Annotated in this window: 4 protein-coding genes and 1 pseudogene; all 5 read left to right on the forward strand. The window is 39.7% G+C overall.

Annotated features, from left to right (window positions below; genetic code table 11):
• A pseudogene (locus ACEW8U_RS16310) lies at positions 1 to 268 on the forward strand (glycogen synthase); the annotation flags it as partial.
• Entirely contained in the window at positions 228 to 1,610 is a 1,383-nt protein-coding gene (locus ACEW8U_RS16315) for a DUF4270 family protein (RefSeq protein ID WP_373523118.1), read from the forward strand. The pseudogene ACEW8U_RS16310 and the gene ACEW8U_RS16315, both read left to right, overlap by 41 nt.
• Before the next feature lie 121 nt (positions 1,611 to 1,731).
• Positions 1,732 to 3,573 carry a glutamine--fructose-6-phosphate transaminase (isomerizing) gene (gene glmS, locus ACEW8U_RS16320; RefSeq protein ID WP_373523119.1) on the forward strand — a complete coding sequence of 614 codons (1,842 nt, stop codon included), beginning with the start codon at positions 1,732 to 1,734 and terminating at the stop codon, positions 3,571 to 3,573.
• A 313-nt stretch (positions 3,574 to 3,886) separates the two neighbouring features.
• Positions 3,887 to 6,472, forward strand: coding sequence for a M14 family metallopeptidase (locus tag ACEW8U_RS16325; protein WP_373523120.1), 2,586 nt, complete (start codon positions 3,887 to 3,889; stop codon positions 6,470 to 6,472).
• A 342-nt stretch (positions 6,473 to 6,814) separates the two neighbouring features.
• Positions 6,815 to 6,961: nucleotidyltransferase family protein (locus ACEW8U_RS16330; protein ID WP_373523121.1), on the forward strand; the 147-nt coding region annotated here is incomplete at its 3' end.

Consider the following 6,961-nt stretch of genomic DNA (forward strand, 5'->3'; position numbering starts at 1 on the left):
ATTTGGCGACGATTTGTTGGAGAAAGTAAAAATGGTGGATATTGATGATGCCATACTTGCCCCTCTCAAATCAAAAGATTATGAAGGCTTCCTGAAAATCGGAATGGAATATGCCGACGTGGTCATCAAGAGCGAAGAAATCTCCGAACACCTAAGCCAACTCATTGAGGAGTGCTCTAAAGACAAGAAGTGTGAGATTAACAACGAAGAAGAAGACGAACAACTTTTTGAAAGTTACTTTAATATCTATACTGAACTCGCCGGCTAAGCTGGTTTTGGGTTTATTGATTCTGATTTCCATTATATCATCCTGTGAAGATCCTTCCAATATTGGTTTGGAATTGGATCCCAACAGCAATCAGATAGGGGTTTTCTACCAGGAAATACCCCTTTCTGCTACTGTGGTATTGAGAGATTCCATTTCGACCACCAATAATGGTTATTTAATGTATGGTGTTGAGCAAAGTGATTTTTTTGGAAAAACTGAGGCAATAGGTTATACAAGATTGCTATTCAACAGAGATGTAAGGAAACCTGAACCTACTGCGACAATTGATTCTGTCAGGTTCGTGATCAACATGAGACATGTCCTTGCTGATAACCTCGATTCTCCCAAAACGATCAACATTCATCTACTTGAGGAACAAATCAGGGACCTGAATTATTTTAATTTCAGCAGTTTGGACTATAATCCCGAGCCATTTATCAGTACAACTTTTGATTTTAAGGACAAACAGGATACATTATTGGTTATCTCAATCAATAATGAACTGACGGAAAGGATCTTTTCCGAATTGAAAGAAGGATCCGCTTTCAACGATATTTTTTCCTTCAGGGAATTCTTTCCCGGGTTGGTGTTTAAAGGCGCTGAAAACGAGGATGTTTCTTTCAATACAAGGGTCGGTAATAATACCGGTTTCGTTTTCTTTTACAAGAATGAGGGTGATACCGTATCAAGAACATACCCTATAGCCACGGGAATCAATAATAATTTTGCCCGTCATTTCAGTCAGATTATGAATGACCCTACAGGTACTCCAACTGAAGTGGTGCAAAATAAAATGCAAGCCTACAACTTAGGCCAATTTGCAGGGGGAAAGTCTGGTTTGGGGATGTTGGTCAAATTGGACATGAGTCCTTTGGATGCATTTTTGGACACTTTGGAAAATGTAACCTTTAATCAAGTTCGTCTGGAAATGGGGCCATTGCAAAATGAATATTTGACAAATCGACCACCCCGTTCTCAAATTATGTATTTCACCAATGAAACAAATAAAATCCTACTCAGAACAGATGGTTTCCCAATGGCGGTTCAATCTGATGGTAGACCACAAGTGGATCTTGAAAGAGGTGAACCTTTATATACTGAAAATCCATCTTATTTAAACCATAATCCGGAAACGAATATTATCGGTCAATTAATTACTTCCCATGTAAATGCCATTTACAGGAAGAAAATACAAAGAAGGGACTTATTATTGTATCCAGCATCTCCTGGGCCTCCTTCAAATCCCGTTGTAGATGATTTTAGACAATCTCTTAATGAGTTTGTAGTAGATCAAAATACCATCAAATTAAAAATATTCTTTTCAAGGGCACGTTCCCTTTAAATTAAGAAATTTATTCAAACCATTAAAAATCTACTTGAAGTTTTAAACAAGTAGATTTTTTTATTTCATTTTCTACTTGTTATTTGAAAAAGCTTACATTTGATCTTTAATATTTTTGCTTATGTGTGGAATTGTAGCTTATGTTGGGCACCAAGAAGCGTTGCCCATTATTATCAAAGGCCTTAAAAGATTAGAATACCGAGGCTATGACAGTGCAGGTGTGGCCCTGCTCAATCAAAAAGGACTAAGTGTTTACAAAAAGAAAGGTAAAGTCTCTGAATTGGAGAATCACCTCGAGACTTTTGACAACCTGAATTCAAAAATCGGTATCGGACATACAAGATGGGCCACTCATGGCGAACCCAATGATGTCAATGCCCACCCCCATTATTCTTCCAATGAAAAATTTGCGATGATCCACAACGGGATTATTGAGAATTATGATGTGCTCAAAACTGACCTATTGAACAAAGGTTATACTTTTCACAGTGAAACCGATTCAGAGGTATTTATCAAGTTTATTGAAGACATATATATCAACAATCATATCAGCTTGGAGGAAGCGGTAAGGCTTGCCTTGCATAAAGTGGTCGGTGCTTACGCGATTGTAATCATGAATATCGAGGAACCGGACACCTTGATAGCAGCAAGAAAAGGATCGCCTTTGGTAATTGGTGTAGGAGAGAATGAGTACTTTTTGGCATCTGATGCTACCCCGATTATTGAATACACCAATCAGGTGGTCTACCTCGATGATTATGAGATTGCTGTGATCCGGGAAAACAGATTACAGATCAAGACCATTGAGAATGTAGAAACCAATCCCTATATCAATCAATTGGAAATGGAATTGGAGGCCATCGAAAAAGGCGGCTATGAACATTTCATGTTGAAAGAAATCAATGAACAACCAAGGTCAATCGCAGATTGTATGCGGGGTAGGTTGGATGCCAAAAATGGCAGGTTGGTATTGGGTGGATTGAGGGACTACATGAACAAGTTCCAAAATGCTGATCGTATTATCATTACTGCTTGCGGGACTTCTTGGCATGCAGGTTTGGTGGCAGAGTATCTCTTTGAGGAATTTGCCAGAATCCCAGTGGAAGTAGAATATGCTTCGGAATTCCGCTACAGAAATCCGGTCATTAATGAAAAAGATTTTATCATAGCCATCTCCCAATCCGGCGAAACTGCTGATACACTTGCTGCAATAGAATTGGCTAAATCCAAAGGTGCCACCATTTTTGGAGTGTGTAATGTGGTTGGTTCATCCATACCAAGGGCAACACATGCCGGTTCATATACCCATGCTGGGCCTGAAATCGGAGTAGCATCTACCAAAGCATTTACGGCACAGATATCTGTGCTAACTATGATGGCCCTAAAATTGGGTTACCAAAGGGGTACTTTGTCTGAATCCAGGTATATGCAGTTGCTCAGTGAATTGGAAACTATTCCTTCCAAAGTTGAAAGAGCACTAAAACTCAATGACAAAGTAAAAGCCATCGCAGCGGAATACAAGGATGCCAGAAACTTCCTTTATCTGGGACGGGGATATAATTTCCCGGTTGCCTTGGAGGGTGCCTTGAAACTGAAAGAAATTTCTTATATCCATGCAGAAGGTTATCCTGCAGCCGAAATGAAGCATGGCCCTATTGCCCTGATAGATGAAGAAATGCCGGTGGTATTTATCGCTACCAAGGACAGCAGCTACGAAAAAGTGGTCAGCAATATACAGGAAGTAAAAGCCAGAAAAGGCAAAATCATTGCCGTAGTGACAGAAGGAGACACTACAGTCAGAAACATGGCAGACCACGTGATCGAAATCCCTGAAACCGAAGAAGCATTCGTTCCTCTGATTGCTGTAGTTCCATTGCAACAACTTTCTTATCATATTGCCGTCATGAGAGGCTGTAATGTTGATCAACCGAGAAATTTGGCTAAATCAGTTACTGTGGAATAATCGCCTTAAAGGAAAGTAGAATTGAACCCTTCAAGATCTGGATTTATGATTCAGATTTTGAAGGTGTTTTTTTTTGATTAAATTCAAAATCCAAATATCCGCTTCCTTATCAGGAAAGATGGTGTGCTAATTAGAGCTGTTTAGGTTTGGATTCAAGTCATCTTCTATTTCCCGTCTTCGTTCTTTGCAATGCTAAATTGTTGGCTGAACTCAAAACCCATAATCAAAATTATTTACACCAATGGCCATTTACCCTCCTATCAATTCCGCATATTGTAATTTATTTGATCAACTAATCTAAAGCGTATTATAAATGAAAAAGAGAAGTATATCCTTTCTGTTGTTTTTTCTGATAACAGGATTATCAGTATTAGCCCAAAATAGTCCAAAAGGTACAGCCGACATTTCTTTGGAATATTATCTTCCTGATACTTACACCTATAATGAAAATGTCCCTACACCCAAAGAAGTTCTGGGATTTGAAGTGGGGGAATGGAATGTGGATTATGAACAATTGATCAGGTATTTTGAGAAATTGGCGGCAAGTTCTGACAGGGTTTCATTTGAAGTTTTTGGTCATTCCTATGAAAAACGACCTCAGGTGATGTTGACGATTACTTCCCCGGACAATTTGAAAAACCTGGATAATATTAAAGCGGGTAGAAAAAAGCTCAGAGACCCCAATGTCAATCTTGATTACGGCGCCATGCCTTTGGTATTGGCAGCGGGCTATTCAGTCCATGGCAATGAAGCCAGTGGCATCAACTCTTCCCTGTTGGCTGCATACCATTTTGCGGCCGCAAATGAAATAGCTGATGACCTGAATAACATCGTCATTTTGATTGATCCTGCATTGAATCCCGATGGCTACAGCAGGTATTCCACTTGGGTCAATTCTCATAGGTCTTATAACCTCAACGGCGATCCCAATAACAGGGAATTGGGTGAGGCTTGGCCAGGTGGCAGGGGCAATCATTATTGGTTTGACCTCAACAGGGATTGGTTGTTGGTACAGCATCCCGAATCCCAAAACAGGGTGGCAAAGTTTCAGGAATGGCTGCCGAACATCTACCTGGACTATCATGAAATGGGCTCAAATTCGACTTTCTTTTTCCCACCGGGAATTCCAAGTAGGGATCATCCTTTGATTCCCAAAAGGACAGTAGCGCTTACAGAAAAAATGGCTGCCTTTCATGCCAAGGCCATGGAAGAAATAGGGTCACTTTATTATGCCAAAGAAAGTTTTGATGAGTATTACTTTGGCTATGGTTCCACCTATCCAGATATTCAGGGTTCTATTGGGATATTGTTTGAACAGGCTTCTTCAAGAGGACATCTTCAGGAAAGCAATTATGGTCCTTTGACTTTTGCATTCACGATCAGAAATCAGTTCCGCACTAGTATCAGTTCTTTTGCTTTTGCCAAGGAAATGAGAAGTGAAATCAACAAATCCATGCATGATTTCTATAAGGAAGCTTTTCAGATGGCTTCAGCAGATACAGACAAAGCCATTGTTTTTGGTTCAATGGCGGATGGGGCAAGAAGCTTTCACTTAGCCGACATGATTCGGCAGCATGCTGTTGATGTGTTTTCATTGAACGAAGATATTACTGTGAATGGTGTTCCTTTTGAAAAAGGCAAATCTTATATCGTCCCTCTCAATCAACCTCAATACCGATTGATAAAATCACTTTTTGAAGTCAGGAATGAGTTTCAGGACAGTCTTTTTTATGATGTTTCAGCTTGGACCATGCCCATGTCTTTTGACTTGGATTTTATGGCTTTGAGCAGCCGGATCCTGAATCTGGCAAATGTCAGTCTTTTGGATGCGGATTTCTCACTTAATTCCGGTAAGGTATTGGGGGAAAAAGAAGCATATGCTTTTGGCTTTGGATGGGAAGGATATTATGCCCCGAAAGCTGCCTATCAGTTAATGAAGAAAGGTTACTTGGTCCGTGTGACCAATGAACCAATTGTATTACCTGATAAAACCGACTTAAAAAGAGGCAGTATTTTGGTGAGTATGCCAAGAGAAGAAAAGAAGGAATTGAACCTTTTAGAGGATTTGGAAAAAATAGCAAAAGAGACCGGATTGGAAATCCATGCCATCAATACAGGTTATACAGGAGGAATAAATCTAGGTTCACCGCAAATTGATGTGTTGAAAAAACCTGAAGTCGCCCTATTGGTGGGCACGGGAGTGGTGAGTTTGGAAGCTGGCGAAATCTGGCATCTATTGGATCAGAGAATGGATATGCCCATTACGTTGCTTCCAGTCGAAAAGGTAAATTCAGCAGATTTGAGCAAGTACAATGTTATCGTCATGCCCAATGGTCCATATTCTACATTTGGAAAGGAAGAAGGGGAAAAGATCAAAACATGGACTTCAGCCGGAGGGACTTTGATAGCTAGGGGAAATGCACTGACCTGGTTAAACGGTCAGGAACTTGTCAAATTTGAATTCAAAAAGGATGAAAAAGAGGATGAGAAAAAAGAAGTCCACGCTTACGCAGACTTTCCTAAAAATACGGGAGCTAGATTAACAAGTGGCACAATATTTCATGCCAAACTGGATAATTCACATCCCATTGGATATGGATTTACAAAGGACTCCATACATACTTTCAGAAACAGCAACTTGTTTTTGGAGACCGCCAAAAACCCGTATTCCAACCCATTGATTTATACGAACCAACCTTTGGCGAGTGGCTATGTACATTCCGAAAACTTAGAAAAGATTAAAAACACCGCAGTCATTCAAGTCAAAAAACTGGGTAGTGGGAGGGTGATTGGTTTGGTGGACAATCCAAACTTTAGGGCAGTCTGGTTCGGTACCAATAAACTTTTCCTGAATTCGGTGTTCTTTGGACAGATTATTAAGGCAGGAACTGCAGATTGATTCATAGATAACCTTTTAGTGCGCTGCGGCGCACTAAAAGGTATCAATAGGAATGCGGCTTTAGCCCATTCATAAATAAATGTAAAATACCAAATGGCTTTAGCCAAAACAGTAAAATAGGATATAAGATTGGGGATTATGTTTGGCTAAAGCCGAGGGAGATTAGGCCTCATTTTTTCCTCCCGCTAAAGCAGGAGGCAATTGATTGGTAAGCATTAATTTCTCTATTCAGCAGCATGTCGGCTGCTCCGATTTATGTCATTGGTAACCTTTTACAATGGTGAAAGACATATTATCTTTAAATATAAATCCTTTAAACATAGATGATAAAAACTTGCAGCAATGGATAAAAAAGGAGCTATAAAAAAAGTCAAGCAATATAAATTGTTGCTTGGAAATCATTTTGACCTTGAAGCAGTTTACCTGTTTGGCTCTTTTGAAAGTGATACAAATAGGAAAGATAGTGATATTGATGTTGCAGTTGTTGTA

Origin of the sequence: Aquiflexum sp. (assembly GCF_041751335.1) — a bacterium.
Classification (GTDB): domain Bacteria; phylum Bacteroidota; class Bacteroidia; order Cytophagales; family Cyclobacteriaceae; genus Aquiflexum.

Coding starts and splice junctions, on each gene's coding strand:
- glmS (WP_373523119.1), top strand. CDS start 1,732: ATGTGTGGAATTGTAGCTTATGTTGGGCACCAAGAAGCGTTGCCCATT.
- ACEW8U_RS16325 (WP_373523120.1), top strand. CDS start 3,887: ATGAAAAAGAGAAGTATATCCTTTCTGTTGTTTTTTCTGATAACAGGA.